This window comes from Pedomonas mirosovicensis (assembly GCF_022569295.1).
GTDB classification, from domain to species: domain Bacteria; phylum Pseudomonadota; class Alphaproteobacteria; order Sphingomonadales; family Sphingomonadaceae; genus Pedomonas; species Pedomonas mirosovicensis.
This window is the reverse complement of sequence record NZ_JAKFIA010000001.1, coordinates 2,643,367-2,663,267: the sequence shown is the minus strand read 5'-3', so window position 1 is coordinate 2,663,267 and position 19,901 is coordinate 2,643,367. Positions and strand designations below refer to the sequence as shown.

Annotated in this window: 16 protein-coding genes and 1 pseudogene; 13 read left to right on the top strand and 4 right to left on the bottom strand. The window is 65.7% G+C overall.

The annotated features are described in order from the left end of the window. Positions 1-108: 108 nt before the first annotated feature. Positions 109-1,938: a M2 family metallopeptidase gene (locus L0C21_RS12750; RefSeq protein ID WP_259278716.1), complete on the bottom strand. Its 1,830-nt coding sequence runs from the start codon at positions 1,936-1,938 to the stop codon at positions 109-111. A 216-nt stretch (positions 1,939-2,154) separates the two neighbouring features. Between L0C21_RS12750 and L0C21_RS12745 the strand changes: the two genes are divergently transcribed. Beyond that, the gene (locus L0C21_RS12745) at positions 2,155-2,625 is read left to right on the top strand and encodes a group III truncated hemoglobin (protein WP_259278715.1); all 471 of its coding nucleotides are present in this window, start codon (positions 2,155-2,157) and stop codon (positions 2,623-2,625) included. 27 nt (positions 2,626-2,652) lie between these two features. Here the strand turns inward: L0C21_RS12745 and L0C21_RS12740 are convergent, their stop codons facing one another. Together L0C21_RS12740 and L0C21_RS12735 are read right to left on the bottom strand one after the other, a co-directional pair. Then, positions 2,653-3,747 carry a proteasome-type protease gene (locus tag L0C21_RS12740; protein WP_259278714.1) on the bottom strand — a complete coding sequence of 365 codons (1,095 nt, stop codon included), beginning with the start codon at positions 3,745-3,747 and terminating at the stop codon, positions 2,653-2,655. Between the two features lie 105 nt (positions 3,748-3,852). After that, positions 3,853-4,593, bottom strand: a complete 741-nt coding sequence (locus L0C21_RS12735) for an alpha/beta fold hydrolase (protein ID WP_259278713.1) — start codon at positions 4,591-4,593, stop codon at positions 3,853-3,855. Between the two features lie 178 nt (positions 4,594-4,771). On the opposite strand from L0C21_RS12735, the gene L0C21_RS12730 reads away from it, so the two are divergent. After that, positions 4,772-5,299: a superoxide dismutase family protein gene (locus tag L0C21_RS12730; protein WP_259278712.1), complete on the top strand. Its 528-nt coding sequence runs from the start codon at positions 4,772-4,774 to the stop codon at positions 5,297-5,299. Positions 5,300-5,375: 76 nt separating this feature from the next. Here the strand turns inward: L0C21_RS12730 and L0C21_RS12725 are convergent, their stop codons facing one another. Continuing rightward, entirely contained in the window at positions 5,376-5,726 is a 351-nt protein-coding gene (locus L0C21_RS12725; protein WP_259278711.1) for a YbaN family protein, read from the bottom strand. Positions 5,727-6,446: 720 nt separating this feature from the next. Between L0C21_RS12725 and L0C21_RS12720 the strand changes: the two genes are divergently transcribed. The 11 genes and pseudogenes from L0C21_RS12720 (at position 6,447) to L0C21_RS12675 (ending at position 19,593) form a co-directional block, all read left to right on the top strand. Next, positions 6,447-6,899 (top strand): RrF2 family transcriptional regulator, encoded by a 453-nt coding sequence (locus tag L0C21_RS12720; RefSeq protein ID WP_259278710.1) that lies wholly within the window; start codon positions 6,447-6,449, stop codon positions 6,897-6,899. Positions 6,900-7,038: 139 nt separating this feature from the next. Then, positions 7,039-8,070: a sulfate ABC transporter substrate-binding protein gene (locus L0C21_RS12715; RefSeq protein WP_259278709.1), complete on the top strand. Its 1,032-nt coding sequence runs from the start codon at positions 7,039-7,041 to the stop codon at positions 8,068-8,070. A 28-nt stretch (positions 8,071-8,098) separates the two neighbouring features. Beyond that, complete coding sequence (locus L0C21_RS12710) at positions 8,099-9,442, top strand: OprO/OprP family phosphate-selective porin (protein ID WP_259278708.1); 1,344 nt, start codon at positions 8,099-8,101, stop codon at positions 9,440-9,442. Between the two features lie 11 nt (positions 9,443-9,453). Continuing rightward, a complete protein-coding gene (gene cysT, locus L0C21_RS12705) occupies positions 9,454-10,314 on the top strand; it encodes a sulfate ABC transporter permease subunit CysT (RefSeq protein ID WP_259278707.1) in 861 nt (286 codons plus the stop codon). Beyond that, on the top strand, positions 10,307-11,194 hold the full coding sequence (gene cysW, locus L0C21_RS12700) for a sulfate ABC transporter permease subunit CysW (protein ID WP_259278706.1): 888 nt from the start codon (positions 10,307-10,309) through the stop codon (positions 11,192-11,194). Before cysT ends, cysW begins: the two co-directional genes overlap by 8 nt. 10 nt (positions 11,195-11,204) lie before the next feature. Then, positions 11,205-12,326, top strand: a complete 1,122-nt coding sequence (locus tag L0C21_RS12695) for a sulfate/molybdate ABC transporter ATP-binding protein (protein ID WP_259278705.1) — start codon at positions 11,205-11,207, stop codon at positions 12,324-12,326. Positions 12,327-12,389: 63 nt separating this feature from the next. After that, positions 12,390-14,138 (top strand): SLC13 family permease, encoded by a 1,749-nt coding sequence (locus L0C21_RS12690; RefSeq protein ID WP_259278704.1) that lies wholly within the window; start codon positions 12,390-12,392, stop codon positions 14,136-14,138. 486 nt (positions 14,139-14,624) lie between these two features. Next, positions 14,625-15,287 (top strand): hypothetical protein, encoded by a 663-nt coding sequence (locus L0C21_RS12685; RefSeq protein ID WP_259278703.1) that lies wholly within the window; start codon positions 14,625-14,627, stop codon positions 15,285-15,287. A 560-nt stretch (positions 15,288-15,847) separates the two neighbouring features. After that, positions 15,848-16,399 carry an anti-phage protein Upx-like protein gene (locus L0C21_RS12680; protein ID WP_259278702.1) on the top strand — a complete coding sequence of 184 codons (552 nt, stop codon included), beginning with the start codon at positions 15,848-15,850 and terminating at the stop codon, positions 16,397-16,399. Positions 16,400-16,430: 31 nt separating this feature from the next. Continuing rightward, positions 16,431-17,576: pseudogene (locus L0C21_RS17085) on the top strand (anti-phage protein Upx-like protein); the annotation flags it as partial. Further along, on the top strand, positions 17,485-19,593 hold the full coding sequence (locus L0C21_RS12675; RefSeq protein ID WP_510380960.1) for an anti-phage protein Upx-like protein: 2,109 nt from the start codon (positions 17,485-17,487) through the stop codon (positions 19,591-19,593). The pseudogene L0C21_RS17085 and the gene L0C21_RS12675, both read left to right, overlap by 92 nt. Positions 19,594-19,901: the final 308 nt, after the last annotated feature.

Here is a 19,901-nt window from a genome sequence, read left to right as displayed (position 1 = left end):
TCAAGCGGACAGAAAAAACAAGGCCCGCCGGTGAGGCGGGCCTTGCTGTTTCAGGCAGTGCCGCAAGTACGGCTTACCAGCCGCAAAGAGCTGCCGGTTTCGTGCGGCTTACCAGCCGCACTGGCGGCCCTTGTTCTGCTCCTTCAGGTACGCCATCAGCGGCGCGAAGTAGTTCTGCATGGAGCGGGCGCTCATCTGGCTGGTGCCGGTGAAGGCCTTCAGCGCCTCCGGCCACGGCTTGGATGCGCCCATCTTCAGCATCTCGTTGAGCTTCGCGCCCACTTCCTTGTTGCCGTAGATGGAGCAGCGGTGGAGCGGGCCCTTCCAGCCGGCCATCTTGCACGCGGCCTCGTGGAACTGGAACTGGAGGATGCGGGCGAGGAAGTAGCGCATGTAGGGCGTGTTGCCCGCCACGTGGAACTTCGCGCCCGGATCAAAGTCTTCCTCGCTGCGCGGAGCCGGCGGCACGATGCCCTGGTATTCCTCGCGCAGCTGGGTCCAGGCCGCGTTGTAGTTGGCCGGGGTCACCTCGCCCGAGAACACCTTCCAGCGCCACTTGTCGACCAGGAGGCCGAACGGCAGGAAGGCCACCTTGTCCAGCGCCTGGGCCATCAGGAGGCCGACGTCGCCCTTGGCGTCCGGCTCCTTGTCGAGGAGGCCGATCTTCACCAGGTAGTCCGGCGTTACCGAGAGGGCGATGAAGTCGCCGATGGCCTCGTGGAAGCCGTCGTTCGCGCCGTTCATGTAGAGCAGCGGCTGCTGGTTGTAGGCGCGCTGATAGAAGTTGTGGCCCAGCTCGTGGTGGGCGGTGACGAAATCGTCGCCGTTCACCTTGGTGCACATCTTCACGCGCAGGTCGTTCTTGTTGTCCACGTTCCAGGCGCTGGCGTGGCACACCACCTCGCGGTCGCGCGGCTTCACGATCATCGAGCGCTCCCAGAAGGTCTGGGGCAGCGGATCAAAGCCGAGCGAGGTGAAGAAGCCCTCGGCGGTCTGCATGATCTTGACGGGCGTGTAGTTCTTGGCGACCAGGCGGTCGGTCAGGTCATAGCCCTTGTCCGCATTCGGCGGGGCCACCACTTCGTAGATGTTGCCCCACTCCTGCGCCCACATGTTGCCAAGGAGGTCGGCGCGGATCGGGCCGGTCTTGGCCTGCACCTGATCGCCGTACTTCTCGTTGAGTTCGGCGCGGACGTAGCAGTGCAGCTGCTCATAGAGCGGCTTCACGTCGGCCCACAGGCCGTCGACCATCTTCTCGAACTCTTCCGGCTTCATGTCGTAGCCGCTGCGCCACATGGCGCCGGTGTCGGCATAGCCCAGCTCGCGCGCGCCCTCGTTGGCGATCTCGACCAGGCGGGCGTAGTCCTGCCGCATCGGGCGGCCGACGTTGTTATGCCAGCTGACCCACATTTCCTTCAGCTTGGCCGGATCGCGGACCAGCCCCATCTGCTCCTCGATGTCCGAGCCGGAGATCTCCTTGCCGTCCAGCGTGCCGCGGCCCTTGCCGTAGGTGGACTGGAGGCGGGTGGCGATCTCGCTCAGCTCCTGCGCCGCGCCCGGCTTGGAGGGAGCAGCCAGGGTGAGGCCCTGCTTCAGGATTTCGAGCTTGCGGCGGGTGTCGTAGTCCAGCTGCAGGTTGTTGAAGCGGGCGGCTTCCTTGGCGAACTTCACGCCCAGCTCGGTCATCTCCGCGCCGGACTTGGAGGCCAGCCAGTCGGAATCGTAGTTGATGTAGGTCGCATTCAGCCAGGCGATGCGGGACGCATATTCGGTGAGGTCCCCGAAGGTCTTCTCGGCCTGCGCCACGAAGGCGGCGGCGTCGGCCGCAGTCGGCTTGGCCGCCGGAGCCTGCTGGGCCGGGGCCTGTTGCGCCACGGCCTGGCCAGCCAGGGCCGGAAGGCTCAGCGCCAGGGCAATTGCGGTTGCGGTTCTACGCATGGGTTCGTTCCCCCGATTGTCTTGTTCGGTAATGGCGTGCAGGAAACTCTGTTTCGCCGTCAGCGTCAACGGCGCAACCGGCCAAGCCGCTCAATTCATCGTAGTATTCGAGGCGGCCCGGACCGGCGGGGCACTGCGTCGCGTTGGCAGGCCGGGCCGGGCATGGCATGATGAAGGCGATTTCCAGGCCCTTGAGCCTCAGGAGGCAGCGTTCCGATGTCCCTTTCCATTCCCGCCCGTCCTGCGCCTCAGGCGCTCAGCCCCGAGGACCAGCGCGCGCGCGCCCAGATCGACGACGCGCTGATCGAACGGCTGGTGCGGGGCTTCTACGATAAGGTGCGGGCCGATGACCTTATCGGCCCGGTGTTCGAGGAGCGCATCGAGGATTGGGAGCCTCACCTCCAGAAGATGTTCGCCTTCTGGTCATCCGTCGCGCTGGGCACGGGACGCTACGAGGGCAACCCCATGGGCGCGCACCTGCCGCTGCCGGTGGACAGCCAGCACTTCGACCGCTGGCTGGCGCTGTTCGAGGAAACGGCGCAGGAGGTCTGCCCCCCGGACGTGGCGGAGTATTTCATCACGCGCGCCTGGCGCATCGCCGCCAGCTTCGAGATGGGCATATACGCGCGGCGGGGCGAGGTGCTGCCCACCCGCCAGCGGCCCTGGACGCCCGGCCAGTCCCGCTAGGGGCGCAGCGCCTCCCGCGCCCGGCCGTCAGCCGGACGTGGGGATGCCCTTTTCCGCCGGGGGCGTTGACGGTGCCGGCCGGGCGTCCGACGCGCGACGACCCGGCGTGGCAGCGGCAAGGCCGCCGACCGGCTCCGGCCCGGTCGTTCCCGTTCTGAAGGGTTCAGCCGCTGCGCCGGCAGCGCCCGCGCCCAGCGATGGCTCCGGCATCCTGTCGCCTTCCGTTGCCGGTACGGGCTGGCCGCGCCGCTCGATGCCGGGCGCATTGGGCGCATCGCTGGCGCGCCGGTTCAGCGGCGAGGGAGGCTGGCGGCGCATGGCGGCGATATCCTCCGGCGACAGGGGTGGATCGTCCCACCGGCGGCGCATGGCATTGGGCGCATGGGCCGGCCAGTCCGGCGAGGGAATGGAGCGGTAGACCTCGCGCAGGGCCTCGCCCCAGCGCTGGCGCAGCATGGTGTAATAGGGGTCATGCTCGTGCAGCCGCTGGCGGTAGCCCACCTGAAGGCTGTCCCGCTTGTAGATCAGAACGTCGATGGGCATCCCCACAGTCAGGTTGGAGCGGATGGTGGCGTCCATCGACAGGAGGCACAGCTTGACGCCGTCCATCGGTGAGGTTTCGAAGGTGGCGTTACGGTCCAGAACGGGCTTGCCGTACTTGGTCTCGCCAATCTGCATGAAGGGCGTGTCAGCCGTGGCCTGGATGAAATTGCCCGCCGAGTAGATGTGGAACAGCTTCATCGGCCCGCCCTGCACCTGGCCGCCCAGGATCACCGAGATATCGAAGTGCACGTGCTGCTCGCGCAGGGCCTCGCCGTCGTAGTCATGCACCTTGCGGATGGCCGCCCCCATCAGCTGGGCCGCGCGCAGGATGGAGGGGACGGAGTAGATGGTCTCGGTCCGGCCGGTCTCCGGGTCGTCCAGACCGTCCTCGATCAGGCTCATCACATGCTGGGTGACGGCCAGGTTGCCCGAGGTCATGGCGACGATGACCCGCTCGCCCGCCCGCTCGAACACATGCATCTTGTTGTAGACGGCGATGTTGTCCACGCCCGCGCTGGTGCGGGTGTCGGACACCAGCACCAGCCCTTCCCGCAGGAATAGCCCTACGCAATAGGTCATCTCCTCTCTCCTACGCCGGGGACCGCTGTTACAGGGATAACGCCCGAGGGTGGGAAACGGTGAAGCCGGATGCGCCAATTGCCGGCCGGTGCCGGACAATGCGTTCTATTCGCTAAGGAAATCCGCGATTGCCATGCGGAACTCCGGCACGGTGATGGCGCTCATGTGGTCGCCCGGCACCGCCGCATAGCGCGCGCCGGGGATCAGCTTCGCCAGTTCGGCGGCGGAGCCGTTATCGTCGTCCTTCTCACCCGCCACGACGAGGACCGGCAGGTCGAGCCGCGCCAGCACATCAGGGGGCGTGTTCACGTGGCTTTGCAGCACGTAAATGGCGGCGTCCGGGTTGGTGCCGGTGGTCTTGAGGAAGCGGGCGACGCGCCCTTCGGGCGTCAGCGGCCTGGCGGTCTCGCGGTTGCGGATGGTCTCGACAAACCAGTCGATGCGCGGGCCGGCATCCACGATGCCCGCCGCGCCCATCCCGGCCAGAACCAGGCGGCGGGGCACAAGGCCATGGGCGACAACCGCCCGCAGCACCGTGCGGGAGCCGAGCGAGTAGCCGACGAGGTCGTAGTCCGCCAGCCCGAGGTGCTCAATGAGCGTGGCGAGGTCCCGCGCCAGCACGTCGGGCGGGTAGGCGGACGGCTCCGTCGGCACGTCGGAGCCGCCATGGCCGCGCAGGTCCGGCAGGATGACCTGGAAGCCCCGCTCCGCCAGCAGCGTGGCAGTGCCGTAATCTTCCCAGTTCACCTTGCCCGACGACAGGAAACCGTGAACCAGCACGACGGGGCGGCCTTCACCGATGATCTTGACCGAGAGGCTGGTGCCGTCGAAACTCTTGATACGCATGTCAAATCCATGTCGCTGGCGGGGAAGGGGCGGCCCCGCATGGTGTGAAGCCCTTGGGAGAGGGCGGTTATGCCTGTTCCTCCTCTCGGGTGGCAATACAATGCCCGTTGAACTATGCAATCAACGAACAAGTTCATTACAGGATCGCACTCTGCGCCATTGAAAAGGGAGACTTGCCATGCATACCCGAACCATTGCTTCGCTCGCCCTGGTTGCCGCCGTTCTGGGCAGCGCCAGCGCCATGGCCAAGGGCGAAACCGCCACGGCGGACCTGCGGAACCGTGAAGGCGCGGTCGTGGGCCATGCCGAACTGACCCAGCAGGGTGAGGACGTGGTGGTAAAGGGCACGGTGAAGGGCCTGCCCGCCGGCGTGCACGCCTTCCATATCCATCAGACCGGCAAGTGCGAGCCGCCGTTCACTTCCGCCGGCGGCCACTACAATCCGCACCACAAGGCCCATGGCCACGAGAACCCGCAAGGGTCGCATGTGGGCGACCTGATGAACGTCGAGGTGAAATCCGAGGGGGCGGAGACCGCCTTCGAGCAGACGGTGAAGGCCGTGCGCCTGCAGGCCGACCAGGGCCCGGCGATTCTCGACGCCGACGGCGCGGCAGTGGTGTTCCACGCCAAGGCGGACGACTACAAGTCCGACCCGGCGGGCAACGCGGGCGACCGCCTGGTCTGCGGCGTGGTCGAGATGAAGTAAGCCGCAAGGCGCTGTTCTGAACGAAGGGGCTGGCCGCCGGAGAGGTGGCTGGCCCCTTTTCTGTTTGTGGCGGGCTTCAGACCGTGGGGCGGGTGGCAACCCAAGTGCCGCCGATGAGGGCGGCAAGCGCGGGGATGTAGGCGACAGGCGGCTGCAGCGTGACGAAGCCGATGATGGCGCTTCCCGCGAAGGTGATGAGCGCAAAGACCTTGCCCTTGCGGCTGATGGCGCCCTTCTCGCGCCAGGCGATGATGTGGGGGCCGAGGGTGGGGTGCTCCAGCAGGCGGCGCTCCAGCGCCGGGTTGCCCTTGGCGAAGAAGAAGGCCGCGAGAATGACGAACGGCACCGTTGGCAGCAGCGGCAGGATCGCGCCGAACACGGCGAGCACGAGGCTTGCATAACCCAGAATGGCGTAAACGCGGCGCATGAGCGGAGCCTAGCAGAGCCGGAGGCCGGAACCAAAGGAACAGTAAGAGCTGTTCGCAAAAACGCCGGGGAGGGTGGTGGCGGGCACACAGGCGACGGATTTGGGGACCGCCTGCGATAATTGCAAAAAACCTATTGACTATCGTCACGATACGATGGTAGGTTTTGGGTATGGTGGGAAGGTGTGAGTTGGTTCGGTTGGGGCGGCGACCGGCTGCGTCAGCGCAACTGTGGTTGGGAGGAGGGCTTAAGATATCTGCAGTGGGGCGCTCGGCCTGGATCGTGACACCTGATGGCCGATTGTTGATGGTCGGCTTTCAGATCGGCGGTGAGGCAAGCGGCCATTCATTTGACAAAGACACTGCAACGGTCGCTGGATCGCGACGTAACTAAACGCCGCCCGAGGCAGCGGGACACAAAAGAGCCTCTCCGTGTCGGCTGAAAATTGCAGAGAGCCCATACCGGCAACGAGTAAATGCCAAGGGAACCGTTGCTCCTTGGGTAGCAGGATGAATTGGCGAGGAAATGCCTACCGGGCGGGCTTGGAAACAGGTTTGAAATCAGCACGCCCATGGGTGGGCGGCTCTCTGCCTCGGCAAAGTAGGCGTCGCCAAAAGCCGGGCGGGGGCTTATATGTATGGATAGGGGCTGATCGTTCATGCTGGGCCGATGCGGCCCATTGTCAGGTAACTGCGGCGGTGACCCGAGGAGCAGCACGTCAATGATTTCGCAGAAAGCCAAATATGCTCTGCGAGCCTTGCTGGAGTTGGCACGGGCAGGTGAGGGCGAGGCGCTGCTCATCACTGACATTGCGGAGCAGCAGCACATTCCGAAAAAGTTTCTGGAGCAGATTCTGCTCGATCTCAGGAACCGGGGTCTGGTGCACAGCCGGCGCGGCCGGGGCGGGGGATACAGTCTGCTGAAAGATCCGCGCGAAATCACCCTCGGGCAGATCCTGCGGATTGTCGACGGACCGCAAGCGCCGCTGCCGTGCCTGAGCCGCATGGCTTACCGCCGCTGCGACGACTGCGAGGACGAGACCCGGTGCGGCATCCGCCGGGTGTTCGCCGAGGCCTATGCGGCCACCGCCCAGGTGCTTGATACGAAGACGCTTTATGACACGTTGATGGCCGAGAACCGGACCAGCGACCCGGTGCGCGCCCTCATCGCGTAGGGTACCGCACGGCCCCGCAGATTCCTTTCCAATCATTTCGCTTGCAAAGCCTCACTTGGTCGAAGAAGGCTTTTTCTTTCTCGACATTCTCTGTAAAATTAGTCGAGATATAGCCCGCAACCAATCAACGGAGTTGGCAATGGCTATAACTCGCGACACGACCCGCCGATCCGCGCTCATCTACGCGGCGGTGGCGGCTATTTCGATTCTGGGCGCAGGGCCGGCAAGTGCCGCCACGACCCTGCTCAATGTCTCCTACGATCCGACGCGGGAATTCTACCGCGAATACAACGCTGCGTTCGTCAGTCATTGGAAGCAGAAGACCGGAGAGACGGTAACCGTGCGCCAGTCCCACGGCGGATCGGGCAAGCAGGCCCGGGCCGTGATCGACGGTCTGCCCGCCGATGTGGTGACGCTGGCGCTGGAGGCGGACATCGACGCCATTGCGCAGAAGACGGGCAAGATTTCCGTAAACTGGCGCAAGAGCCTGCCGAACAACAGCGCGCCCTATCTGTCGACGATCGTGTTCCTGGTGCGCAAGGATAACCCTAAGGCCATTCGCGATTGGGGCGATCTGGTAAAGCCGGGCATCCAGGTCATTACGCCCAACCCCAAGACCTCGGGCGGAGCGCGCTGGAATTTCCTCGCCGCCTGGGGCTGGGCGTTGAAGCATTACAAGGGCGATGAGGTCAAGGCCCGCCAGTATGTGACGGCGCTGTTCAAGAACGTGCCGGTGCTGGACACGGGCGCGCGTGGGTCCACCATCACCTTCGTGCAGCGGGGCATCGGCGACGTGCTGCTGGCGTGGGAGAACGAGGCGTTCCTGGCGCTGAACGAGCTGGGGCCGGACAAGTTCGAGATCATTGCTCCGTCTCTCTCCATCAAGGCCGAGCCGCCGGTCGCGCTCGTGCCGGGCAACGCCAAGGCCAAGGGCACGCTGAAGGCGGCGCAGGAATATCTCGATTTCCTCTATTCGCCTCAGGGGCAGAAGCTGGCGGCCAGGCACTTCTATCGCCCCTTCAAGCCGGAGCTGGCCGATCCGAAGGATCTGAAGCGGTTCCCGAAGCTCGAACTGGTCTCGATCGACGACTTCGGCGGCTGGGCGACCGTACAGCCCAGGTTCTTCGCCGACGGCGGCCTGTTCGACCAGATTTACCGGCCCGCGAAATAACGCGCAGGAGGCGATGGGAATGAACGCCATGATACAACAGACGCGCGCGCGGCTGCTGCTGACCACCGGCCTGACGCTGTTTGCAGCCAGTCCCGCCTTTGCTGACAACGGGCCGGACCCGCGCATCGAGGCGCTGGAGCGGCAGATCGAGGCTCTGCGGAGCGAGGTCGAAACCCTGAAGGCGGAAAAGGCGGCCCCCGCGCCGCGGCAGGCGGAGGCGGTGAAGTTCTCGCCCGTGCCGCAATGGACCAGCGCCGACAAGGCCTTCAGCCTCAAGCTGCGGGGCCGGGTGGAGCTGGACACCGCCTTCTTCGACGTGCGCCGGGGAGCTCGCGACTTCAACAACGGCACCGAGTTGCGCCGGGCGCGCCTCGGCATCGACGGCAAGCTGTTCACCGACTGGGCCTACCGGCTGGAGGCGGATGTCGCCGCCGGCAGCCGGGATGACAGCAGCGGCTCGGAACTGGACGTGAAGGATGCCTATATCCAGTATGCCGGGTTGCCCCACCTCACCATCACCGCCGGTCAGCACAAGACACCCAACGGGCTCGACCAGCTGACCTCTTCTACCAACCTGACGTTCCTGGAGCGGGCCTCCTTTTCGGAAGCCTTCCTCGACCGCCGCAATGCGGGCGGGGACTTCAAGCTGGGCGTCTCGGCCCGCTATGCACAGGACATCTGGAGCCTCACCGCAGGGATATTCGGCGAGAACACGGCCGTTACCGGCTCCGCTGGCGCGGATGAAGGCTACGGCTTCCACGGCCGGGCCACCGTCACGCCCGTCAACACCGACAGGAACCTGATCCATCTTGGCGTGTCCGGCTTCTGGCGCAATACGGGCGGGCGCGAAACCGTGCGCTTCGGCGACCGCCCGGAGGTGCGCGTGGACAATGCCCGCCTCGTCGACACCGCTGCCATCGCCGCCGACAGCTACACCTTCCTCGGGGGAGAGGTCATCGGCGCATCGGGCCCGCTTTTCCTTCAAGGGGAATATGGCCGCACCTCGGTCAATCGCCCGTCCGGCTTCGCCAATGTCTCGTTCGACGGCGGCTATGTGGCGGCCGGGTGGTTCCTGACCGGCGAGCGCCTCCCTTACAAGGACGGCGTGCTGGGGCGACTGGAGCCGAAGCGCAACTTTTCCCTGAAGGACGGCGGCTGGGGCGCGTGGCAGCTGGCGGCGCGCTACAGCCGGCTCGACCTCGACGACGAGGCCGTGCGTGGCGGGCGCTCGAAGAACGTCACACTCGGCCTCAACTGGTACGCCAACCCTTACGTGCGGGTGCTGTTCAACTGGGTGCGGTTCGACACCGAGCGCCAGGGCGTGGAGACCGACGGCGACGCCTTCGCCACCCGCCTTGCGGTCAACTGGTGAGGGAGGCGGCCATGACCACCTTGTCTCCCGCGAACAGCCCCTCGTGGTTCCGCGAGCCGAGCATCCTGCCCGGCTTCGGCATCACGCTGGGGCTGGCACTGGCCTATCTCGGCATGATCGTTCTGGTGCCCTTGGCCGTCCTTTTTTTCCACAGCGCCGGACTGGGCTGGGCAGGGTTCTGGGATCTCGTGACGGAGGAGCGCACCCTGGGTGCGCTCCGCCTTAGCTTCGCGACCGCATTCATCGCGGCCGCAATCAACGGGGTGATGGGCGTGCTGCTGGCCTGGGTGCTGGTGCGCTACCGCTTCCCCGGGCGGCGACTTATCGATGCGGCCATCGACCTGCCCTTTGCCCTGCCGACGGCAGTGGCGGGCATTGCGCTGACGACTCTCTATGCTCCCAACGGCTGGATCGGACGCCTGCTGGAGCCGCTGGGGCTGAAGGTGGCCTACACGCCGCTCGGCATCGTGGTCGCGCTGGTGTTCATCGGCCTGCCGTTCGTGGTGCGGACGGTCCAGCCGGTGCTGGAGGAGCTGGACCGGGAGCTGGAGGAGGCGGCGGCCACGCTGGGCGCGTCGCGCTGGCAGACGATCGGCCGGGTGATCCTGCCGACGGTTCTGCCGGCGCTGCTGACCGGCTTTGCCCTCGCGCTCGCCCGGGGCGTCGGGGAATATGGCTCGGTCATCTTCATTGCGGGCAACATCCCCTACGTTTCGGAGATCGCTCCGCTGCTCATCGTCATTCGGCTGGAGGAGTTCGACTATCAGGGCGCAACCGCCGTGGCGGTCGCCATGCTCCTGATCTCCTTTGCGCTGCTGCTGTTCATCAACCTGCTGCAAGCATGGAACCGGCGGAGGCATGGTCATGGCTGAAGCAACGCTTGTGATCCTTGAGAAAGCCGCCGTGCGACAGGCGGCGTCTGCTACCGGCGAACGCCGGGGTGTCCGGGTGCTGCTGATCGCAACGGCGATCGTGTTCCTCGCCCTGCTGCTGTTCCTGCCGCTGGCCGTGGTGTTCGCCGAGGCGCTGCGTCATGGCTGGGGCGAATTCTTAGCGGCGCTCGACGAGCCCGATGCCCTTGCCGCGGTGCGGCTGACCCTTCTGGTCGCGGCCATCGCCGTTCCGCTCAACACCCTTTTCGGCGTGGCTGTCGCCTGGGCGGTCGCCAAGTTCGAGTTCCGCGGCAAGAGCCTGCTGGTCAGCCTCATCGACCTGCCGTTCTCGGTCTCGCCGGTGATCTCGGGGCTGATCTACGTCATCCTGTTCGGCACCCACAGCGTCATCGGCCAGTGGTTTGCCGGGCGAGGCATCGAGATTGTCTTTGCCGTGCCGGGCATCGTGCTGGCGACCATCTTCGTCACCGTGCCGTTCGTCGCCCGCGAACTGATCCCCTTGATGCAGGAGCAGGGAACCAAGGAGGAGGAAGCCGCCCTGTCCCTAGGGGCGAGCGGCTGGCAGACCTTCCGGCATGTCACCCTGCCCAACATCCGCTGGGGGCTGCTCTACGGCGTGCTGCTGTGCAATGCGCGGGCCATGGGGGAGTTCGGCGCGGTTTCGGTGGTGTCGGGCCATATCCGGGGGCTCACCAACACCGTGCCGCTGCACGTGGAGATTCTCTACAATGAATACAACTTCGTCGCGGCCTTTGCCGTCGCCTGCCTGCTGGCCCTGCTGGCCTTCCTGACCCTCGGCCTCAAATCCCTGCTCGAATGGCGGCACGGCGCGGAGCTTGCCGCCAGCCGCCGCCTCTAGGAGTGCTGCCATGGACGTAACCATCCGCAACCTGAGCAAGGCGTTTCGCGGCACCCCGGTGCTGCGCGACCTCAGCCTCGACATCCGCGACGGCGAACTGATCGCGCTGCTCGGCCCCTCCGGCTCGGGCAAGACGACGCTCCTGCGCCTGATCGCCGGGCTGGAGTTTCCCAGCCACGGCTCCATCCTGTTCGGGGGCGAGGACGCCTTCGCCAAAACCGTGCAGGAGCGGCACATCGGCTTCGTGTTCCAGCACTATGCCCTGTTCCGCCACATGACCGTGTTCGACAACATCGCCTTCGGCCTCAGAGTGCGCCCGCGCGGCCTGCGCCCCGGGCGGGAGGAAATCGCCGCCAAGGTGCGCGAGCTGCTGACGCTGGTGCAGCTGGAAGGGCTGGATGCCCGGTATCCCGCCCAGCTTTCCGGCGGCCAGCGCCAGCGCGTGGCGCTGGCCCGGGCGCTGGCCATCGACCCCTCCATCCTGCTGCTCGACGAGCCCTTCGGCGCGCTCGATGCGCAGGTGCGCAAGGACCTGCGCCGCTGGCTGCGCGACCTGCACGACAAGACCCGCCACACCACCGTGTTCGTCACCCACGATCAGGAGGAGGCGCTGGAGCTGGCGGACCGGGTGGTCATCATCCATGACGGGCAGATCGCGCAGGTGGGCACGCCGGACGAGGTCTACAACGAACCGGCAACGCCGTTCGTCTATGGCTTCCTGGGCGCGGTCAACGTGCTGCCCGTCGAGGTGAGGGATGGCCATGTGGTGCTGGACGGCTACGAGACCATCCTGCCCGCCGCCCGCCCCCACGGCCTCGAAGGGGCGGCCAACCTTTATGTGCGCGCCCACGACCTTGAACTGGGCGACGACCGGGCCCGGTCCATACCCGGCGTGGTGCGGACAAGCCGCCGTCTGGCGGGCCTCATCCGGCTGGAGGTGGAGATTCCGGGCGGTCACGGTCCGCTCAGCGTGGAGCTGCCCGAGGCGGCGGTGGACGGCCGCCTGCGGCTCGCCCCGGGCACGCGCGTGCTGCTGTGCCCCCGGCGCTACGGCGTGTTCCCGCGCGGGGGCGAACCGGGCGAGAGCAATGGGTGGATCACGGCTGAGCCGCGTCTGGCGGCGGTCTCCTGAAAAAGCGGCGGCGGCGGCGGAAAGCCACTCGCAAAACGCAGAATCCTGACGCACCTTGCGGGCATGATTCCAAGCCAGGGACTACTGCTGCTGATCCTAGCCGGCACGCTCACTGCAATGAGCCTCGACCGGTGGCGTTACGATCTGATCGCGGTCATCAGCCTGATATTGTGCGTCCTCGCTGGCCTCGTGCCGGCGCAGGACGCCTTCTCGGGCTTCGGCAATCCGGCGGTGATCACGGTGGCCGCCGTGCTGGTCATCAGCGCGGCGGTCTCCGGTTCCGGCGCGGTGGCGCGGCTGGGACAGCGCATGACGGCGCTGACCGCCAGCCCCTTTCACCACATGGCGCTCCTGTGCACGCTCGGGCTGGCGCTTTCGGCCTTCATGAATAATGTGGCGGCGCTCACCCTCGTTCTGCCGCTGGCGCTCGCGGCGGCAAGGCGGTTCCGGTACACTCCCGGCCTCCTGCTCATGCCGCTCTCCTTCGCCACCCTGCTGGGCGGCATGATCACCCTTATCGGCACGCCGCCCAACCTGCTCATTTCCAACTTCCGGTATCAGGAAACGGGGTTGCGGTTCTCCCTGTTCGACTTCGCGCCCGTGGGGCTGGCGGTTGCCGGCGTGGGGTTGGCCTATCTGCTCGTGGTGGGCTGGTTCCGCACCCGCCGGGCAAGCGAGGAGGAGGAGACCTTGCCCGACGCCTTCGATGTGATGGATTACGTCACGGAGGTCGAGATCGCGCTCGGCTCTCCGCTCGCGGGACAGACAGTGGAGGCCGCGGCCCGCGCCTTCGGCATCGAGGTCCACGGCGTGGTGCGGGAGGGCATGCGCCTGTTCGGGCGGCTGGCGGAGCAGCGGCTGGCCAGTGGGGATATTCTGCTCATCGAGGCGGAAACCCGGCGGCTGGAGGCGCTGCTGCAATCGGGCGTGGCGGCGCTGGCAGGCGTGCCGCCGGTGCAGGGCACCGCGATGATGGAGGCCGTGGTCACCCCGGGCTCGCTGGTGCCGGGCAGCACCCCGGACTCGCTCGACCTGCCGGGGCGCTTCGGCATCCGCCTGCTCGCCGCCGCGCGTCAGGGCCGCCGCTTCGAGGGGCGCTTTCACGAGGAAAGCCTGGGCGTTGGCGACGTGCTCCTGCTGCAGGGCGAGCCGCAGGCCATGCACGACGCGGTGAAATATCTCGGCTGCCTGCCGCTCGCGCCGCGCCGCCTTCAGCTGTCGGCCACGCGGCAGGCGCTGCCGATCCTGCTGTTTGCCGGGGCGATCGTGCTGGCGGCGGCAGACATCGTGCCGACGGCCATCGCCTTCGTGCTGTGCGTTGTTGGCCTGGCGCTGGCCCGGGTCATCCGCGCGAGCGAGGCACCGGCACAGATCGACTGGTCGGTGATCGTTTTACTCGGCGCGATGATCCCTATCGGCACTGCGCTGCAAACCTCGGGCACGGCCGACCTGATCGCCCACCGGGTGCTGGGGCTGGCGGGCGATGCCGGGCCATATGCGCTGCTGGCGGGTGTGCTCTTCGCCTCCATGGCCATCACGCCGGTGCTGAACAACCCGGCGACGGTCATCCTCATGGCCCCCATCGCGCTGAGCGTGGCGGAGGGCGCGAGCCTGCGGCCGGAGGCGTTCCTGATGGCCGTGGCGGTGGGAGCCTCGACCGACTTCCTCACCCCCTTCGGGCACCAGAACAATACCATCATTATGGGGCCGGGGCGCTACCGCTTTACCGACTTCGGCAAGCTCGGACTGCCGCTTGCCGTGCTCACGGCTGCCACCGCCCTGGCCGTCATTCCTGCCGTGTGGCCGATGTAGCGGCAACAACGAACCGGGAGGAAAACGTAAATATCAATTCTTAACCAGCTTATAGCCTGGTTTGATCTGGTGCATGATGGCTCCCGTTGGCAATGGCCACCAACGGATATCCCGATCAACTGATGCACGTTCGAGCATTCCCGAAAATCTAGGAGGATGTCCGATTTGGGCGCGCTGCGGTCCGGTGGTTCCTCGGCTTTTGGCCGAAAACGGATAGGCAGCTTTCAGGCCAAGAGAGTCGGATAGTTGCCCTTTCTAGGCGGATCTTAGCTAAGACAGCTGCCGACCAGTAATAGACATTCAGCCCCGATTTTTCTGCTTCCAGCTGCGGACAGTCTCCTTTGCTAGTCCGTCGCGCGCCTCCAGGCCGGCCCGATAATTGTTCCTCATACCCAGGAGAGATAACTTTCGTTGCGACTATGCACTGAAAGTCGGTTCCCCCGTTCTTGCCGAGCTGATATAAAGACCGAGAAATGGGGGGGAAACTTGTCCGATTCTATCTACACCATCAAGCCACGGAACGGCGCCAAACCGCCAGAGGATTTTGTCGTACTGCTCCACCAATCTGAGCTGTTCGAACATTTCGAATTTCACCAAATTTCGCATCCGATGCTCTATTTTCGCGACGAGATTGCGGAGTACATCACGCAGCATGGCCTAGCATCGCTCTACAAATATTCCACATTGACGGAGGACGTAACCTCCCCATCGCTCAGCGTCGACGATATTGAGAAGCTCGTCGCCAAGTTCGTCACGCTTCTCAATGGGGCCAAGCGGATATTGATCATAGATCCGTATTTCTACGCGTCGTCGAGCAGCGTAAACGTCGCTGATCTGTTCAAGAATCTGCTCGGTCATGCCTCGTCTGAGCTGGAGGAAGTCATCTTCGTAACAAACGGCAAAAAGGTCGATGCGCGGGCGGACATTCATGCCGCTGTCAAAGCCTTGGTACCCGACTGCGAAATTACCGAGTTCGTTACCGATGATTTCCACGATCGCTACTGGATCGATCCCGACAGCGACAAGGGCTTCGTGATGGGAACATCATTGAACGGACTTGGTCGAAAGGTGGCTTTGGTCGACCGATTACAGGGCTCCGATGTGGTCGATATCGTCAGCCTAGCCAAGGCATCCGGCGCGCAGATCTGATCCTCAACTGCTGATTTAGGTCTCGCCCGACGTAGAGGCGATAACATGCCCGACCCTATGCCGTGATGGACCTTGTCATCTAAGGACCATCACGGCTGACAAGGCGATAGCGCGACATACCCGCAAGCCGCTATAAGCCAGGCAAGTCCGCTTCCAGTCTTTGACCGCAGAACTTGCTGCAACGGCATAGCCCGTGCGGATTATGAATATGAGGTGGCGGCGAATGGTGGGCCGGGAGGGGGTCGAACGACCACTTCATCTTGGAAGTGCCGAAAACTGACCGCGTCCCATTTCTTGCCGGAACTTTCCGAAGCGGACAGCCTGCAAAGTCCCAATTGTCGCTGACCAGCTCTGCGCCGCCGGTATTCGTCGCGGGTCGCTTGATCTCAGGGTTCCTCTGGGTCATGCGGACATGCTTGCCGCTCGTCGTCGAGAAATACTAAAATTTTAGATTTAGGGCCGTGTCCGCTCTTGCGCGGCGCCCGCGTCGCCACCATTTCGGGGGCGTTTCGTCGGCCCGTCGCTGTCACGCGTCGGCTTCGCCGTGCGAGGATGGTTCGATGGCTGGCATGGAAATGATGTTCGACGCGATGATGTCGGCGGGCGGCGCGATGGCCGTCGGCGCCGTCGAGGAGCGTCTGCCGAGGCTCGCTGCGCGGCTGGGCAAGTTCGACCGGGCGGCGACGCTGGCGAAGCTAGGTGGTCTTCTGACCGACCCTGGGCTGCATGCTAACACCGTCCGGATCGAGGCGTTGATCCACCTCGTCATGTTGCGCGCCGAGGGTAGAGTCCAGCCGACGGCGGCGCAGCTGCGCGAATGGCTGAACGAAATTCTCAGACGCGACGACGTCGGCCGCATGGAGGATCCGCCTGAGGACCTCTTCGTCGCTAACGTGGTGTCCGGCATCGGCAATTCGCTGCTATTCGAGGGGATCTGGGAGGCGAACGCCGGTTACGTACAGGCGGCGCTGTACGCCGTCACGGCCTGCGACCGCACGTGCCGGGAGTGGGCGGCACACTGTCTGCGCCAGTCATCAGCGCTGCTGCGCTTGAGCACCGCGGTTGCCGAGCGTTCCGGCCTGAAGCGTAACGAAATGGGGGGGTGGCCTTAGGCTCGGGCGCGTCCAGTTTCCCACCAGCCGCATCGAGGAGCTCGCGGGCCGCGTCCGGTTCACTCCGGCGGACCTCGCCGCCATCGGCATCCACCCCTTCGATCTGACGCCGTTCGTCTTCGATCTGCGGAACGCCCCCGTTCTCCGCCAGGAGACGATGACCTGGACGTCGCTCGAGGAACGGCCGATCCTCAAGGACGGGGACGACTTCATCGTCGCGCTGCCGACCGCGATTGGCGCGGCGATCCGGCGGCGCGCCGTCCGCATGGCGCTCGACAACGGCGATGGCGGGATGCTCCAGGATGCCGTAACCGACTACCAGTTCGGCAGCTCCGTCGCGTGCGCGCGGAGGGGGCTGGACCTCGACACGGTTGACGGCCCGCACACCGACGACGCGTCGGGTTGCATCGGCATGATCTGCAGCTTCGACGTCGGGGCTTATGCCCATGTGCTCTTCGTGCCCGATGACATCGCCGCGATCGGCGCCGGGGGCTTCAGGTCGATCAACGACGCCTCGCCCGCCGTGAGCCGGCTCGTCGCGGCGGGCGTCGCGGCCATCCAGGCCATTCCCGACTTCCGCATCGGCATGACCATTCTGGTTTTCGGCGGCCTCGGCCGCGGCTATCGGGCGGTCCCCGGACCGCTGCCGCCCGGTTGGCGCTTAGTCGGACTCGGCTGCGAGGACCTCGAGCTGTTCGCCGACGACGCGAACACGTCCGCGCTGCAGATGTTTCGCCTGCTCGATCAGGAGCAGGAGCTGCTCGCGAGCCGCACCAAGTTCGTGAACCCGAACGGGTTCCTTAACCTCTACGGCTTCGCCAAGGCGAACGACTTCGCGTTGCTGCCGGACGACGCTCACAGGGCGGGGACGCTGATTTCCATCGGGACCGACCATCTCACCTCTGTGAGAACGGGGATCAGGCGGGCGCTCGACAGGCACGCCGTCCATGTCGTGCCGAGGAACGCCTGGGTCGAGGTCCGGCGCCCTTCCACCGAAACCTTCTTCGCCGACCTCGCCGACGAGCCGTCCTACGTCAGTGTCGCCGACGCGCTGGCCGGGCGCCCCGCTGCCGCGATCGAGGTTGGTGAACGCACGTGGTGGATCACCGTCGCGGAGATTGGCCGGACGCCGTACGGCTCGCTCTCCTACCGGGTCTGGGACATGGCCAGGAACTGGGCCGTGCTCGTCGCGCGGAGGGTGGCGGAGGCCGCACCAGGCCTGCCCGTCTTTGTCGAAGTCGAGATCGCGTTTCCGGGCGGCGCCGCCCCTGGATGCAGCGGGCGCAGCCGACCCGTCCAAGCCCGTGAGGCCCGTGGTGTCCGTCGAGGAAGACCGGATCCGCGTCGACTGTCCGATAGACTATCTCCACGCGTTCGGGCGGGCGGACAACGTTGGCGACCGCTGGATGGTGGAGGCGCTGATCGAGGGTGCACTCGTCCTGACCGGAGCGGCGCCGCAGGACCTGGTGGAGGGAATCGCCTCGTCCGTCGTTACGGACGGCTCGTCCCGGCACCTTCACGTTCTCACTCCGCGGAGCGCCAGCGAGTACATCCTGGCGACGGCCGAGCTTCCCCACCCGCGCCTCATGCAGCCTGAGGTCAGGGGATGGGCGGACATCGGACTCGCCCAGCGCAGCGGCGTGCCGCAAGGCGTGGTGGGCGTCATCGCCGACAGGAGGGCGGCGGGCGACCTCCTGCGCACGGCGGTCGAGGCGATCTGGGGGGAGGTGCGCGAGCGTCTGGAGTTCCTCGACCGCGCGTCGTTGATCGGTATCTGCATCGACAACCACAACGCCATCGACCGCGAACGGGCGACGTGGCGGCACACGGCGGCGGCGGTTCTGCAGCTGCATTCGCGTGAGGACGTCATGAGCGCGGCAGTGCGGCGCGAGAGCGAGCGGGCCGAGGCGGGGCAGTGCTCGCGGGTGATCGTCGAGATGGCGGTCTGCACCTCGCCAGTCGTCGGAGGCCGGACCTGCTCGCTCGACGATCTCGACTTCCTGATGGCCCGCGTCTCGCTCCTGACCGGCGTCGCGGGCCGGGCGGACGAGATCCACCATGGCTTCGCGGAGAAAGTGGAGATCAGGCCTAGCGGCGCGCTCCGCTTCGAGGACGACTTCGCACAGGGTGTCCACGGGCCCTTCATGGTGGCGCTCTCGCGCGACCAGTTCGACGCAGCGGCCGGCAGCTACACCTCGTTCTACGAGGTGCCAGAGGAGCTCGACGACGAGAAGTACGAGCGCCAGCGAAATGCGGATTTCGACGCGGCTTTCGTCGCCGAATACGGAATCACACCGCTGCGAATGACTGATTTCGTTGCGAGACTCGGCGAGCGCGCGGCTGAGGCGGGCAACGGCCGCGCGACCCTGCGCCGCTCGGCGCTGAAGGCCGACCTGCTCGCGCTCGGCGGCGTTGACGAGGCAGCCGCGGAGATCTTCCTCGCGAACTGGACACTGGTGCCTCGGGCGAAGTGGGATGAGCAGAAGCTCGAAGGCGCGAGCGCCAGGGACTGGTTTCCGTGGCGATTCGCCCGACGCCTGAGCCTGCTCTCCCGTCCGATCGTACAGCTGACGCAGGAGGACGATCCGTTGTGCGTGGTATCGCCCGTTATCGCCGAGCATGGACTGCACTATGCCCTCCGCGCCTACGACGCGCGGCTGCCGGACTCCTACTTCCGCACAGAGGCGATGCGGAGCTGGATCGGCACTGCAATTGATCGGCTGGGGCACGCATTCAACCACAGGGTGGCCGATCGGCTACGCGAACTTGGCCTGCAGGCCGAGCCGGACTACCTGATGACGCGGCTCGGAGGCGTCGCCAGGGACGGAGACGTTGACGTCCTTGCTTGGAACGCGCAGACCGGCGAGGTCTTCGTGATCGAGTGCAAGCGCCTACTGGCCGACAAGACCGTTGGGGAGGTGGCTGAGCGCCTCGTCGAGTTCGGTCCAGACCACAAGGAGCGGAACGGGCGGCGAGGCCCAACCAGACGGCACCTCGACCGGGTAGCGAAACTGCGCGATGACGTCGCCGTGCTGGCCGACGCCACCGGCATGCCCGAGGCCTCGATCAGGCTCCGCTCATGCCTTGTCACCTCGGCATTGGTCCCCATGCAGTTCCAGCGTGAAGCATCCGGGTACTTCGACGTGGTCTCCGATTTCGACGGGTTGGCCGGACACTTCACACTCCGCCGCTGACGATCCAGCAAGCCCGCACTGATTTCGGTGCCGACTGCCTCTCGGTCTGCATTCGTTCTTTCGGGGCGAAGCCCGTCCGACTATCGCTCCCGAAGGTAGGGATGCACCTATGCACGAACACGACCTTGGGTCGATCTCTCCGGTGCAAGGGGCGCGACGGATCGGGCGTTCGGCAGCTCGGAAGCGACGGGTTTAACTGATACTCGTCATTTACAGACAGCGAGGGAATGACTGGAACGTCCCACGCCCGGTCACTCAGGGTAGCCATTACCTAACCTTTCGCAAATGGCAGCTTTCAAGATCGCCGA